The following is a 1,752-nucleotide window of genomic DNA, read 5'->3' as shown; positions in this document are numbered from 1 at the left end:
GGCCGGTTCCTTGCAGCGGCACCGGGTTGGTGCCACGGCGGGAAACCACAGGCACGATCCGATCGTTCCTCAGTCACGATTGCTGTCGACCAGCTACATTTCAGGGCAAGTTTGAAAAGATTTCTACTGAACTTGGCGGTAAGAGAAATATTGATAATTGTTGGTTTTCTGCAAAGGCTGAAACTTTCCTATTTCCTGGCTCGTCATGTCATCGTTTTGGTGATCAAAGCCAAAAGGGCAGGAGAAACTTATGCGTACAGGTTTGCTAACTTTTGCCGGGATGATTGTAGCTGCTTCGCCTACCTCGGCACAGGAAATTCAAAAGCCGTCCGTTACGGACCAACAGAGAAAATCTGTCGGTGACGAAAAGGCCGCTGAGATCCGAGCATTGATTGAGAAGGCTCGTATCAGACAGCAAGGGGTCGATCGGCAAAACGAGAATTTATGGGCTCGCTGGACGTATGCGGTTTGCATTGGCTGCGGGCCGGTATCGGGGAAGATCCGCATGGTGCGAACGAACCCCTTACGGGTCCTGATGGGCATTCCTGCTCCCGAAGATGACGCCCGCGGGGAACGCGGAAAGCAGCGCATTTAACCGCCAAGCATGTTCGTACGATTGAGGCCGAGATCGCACTTACAGATGAGAGCGTCACCACCATGTCAAGCAGTGCCACGCTGGCCTAGGTACGATGGGCGGATAAAACAGTTCGTGAAGCAGCTGATGACTAGCGGCTCAAACGCGTAGCTTCTCCTTGAATGCCACATTTGATGGTTACTAAAGCTTAACCGAGAAACTACACGCCCCACTAGCGAGCGCAACCTGAGGCTGAATTCGTGTATTGAGAAATCGGTTTTAGCCACTGAGGATGTGATCCTGATGTCAAAGCCGTTTGAAGGTGCCGTAGTTGTCTGGCTCGACCCCAATCGCCCAGATTTCGGGGTCACACTCATAAACGATGTTCCTTCAGGCCTCTCCGCCTTGCATCGGTACGGCATTGACGAGGCACTACAGAGCACCGAGGCGCCCCTTTGGCATACTGCAGCCGGTGCACTCGTTCGCGCTGATATCGAACCGTCGCCCACGAACATCCAAAAGGCTTACGACGCTCTTTTACGCTTGGTGAAATGCACCGCCCCTGTCCCGTCCTGCATACGTCTCCGAGTATCCCCGCGTGGTCTACGCGAGCATGTAGAAGCCTTCTTTGGACTAGCTTGGGAAGAACTCACAAATTGACCCTTGGTAGTGGGAAGGCCAGTTTGTTGCAGAAGCATTGCCCCTAGGGCTTAAATCAGGCGGTGAGTAGTTGGCATCAGGGCTCACCGCCATACCACCATTTTCAGGTACATCATACCGAGCACCGAAATGATGTGCAGCCGTGACGACGTTGCATGAGTCTGCCTCGGGTCCGGTGCAATCCCGCGGGCCCAACCAGCGTCGTGATCGGCCAGTCTACAGACGCGGCCTTCCAAACTTGGATGCTTTGCGTCTCATGCTGGATCGGCTGACGCCTGCACAAGGGTCAAGATCCGGAGACGTTCTTCAGGATCGGAAATCCGCATGAAAGCCTGGATCAGCGCGTAGCATTCACGTTCGAAGCCGCCATTAGCCTTTGTCTGCTCCACGGGCTTGGATACCGCTTCGATCGCGTTCTGCGATTGATACAGAACGGTCAGCGAGACCTGCAGCGCGTCGGCGATCCGCTGTAGGGGCGTGCTCTTGGCCATGAGGCTCACTGATCGAGGAAGCCGATC

1 protein-coding gene and 1 pseudogene are annotated in these 1,752 nt (G+C 54.6%); one reads left to right on the top strand and one right to left on the bottom strand.

What is annotated here, in order from left to right; genetic code table 11:
• The coding region (locus MKK70_RS14825; RefSeq protein ID WP_243948655.1) for a hypothetical protein at positions 1–363 on the top strand (363 nt) is incomplete at its 5' end.
• Positions 364–1,488: 1,125 nt separating this feature from the next.
• Here the strand turns inward: MKK70_RS14825 and MKK70_RS14820 are convergent.
• Positions 1,489–1,752 (bottom strand): annotated as a pseudogene (locus tag MKK70_RS14820) (hypothetical protein); the annotation flags it as partial.

It is taken from the genome of Methylobacterium sp. E-041 (assembly GCF_022829665.1).
Classification (GTDB): Bacteria; Pseudomonadota; Alphaproteobacteria; order Rhizobiales; family Beijerinckiaceae; genus Methylobacterium.
The sequence above is the reverse complement of the archived record's forward strand: the minus strand, read 5'-3'. Positions and strand labels throughout refer to the sequence as shown.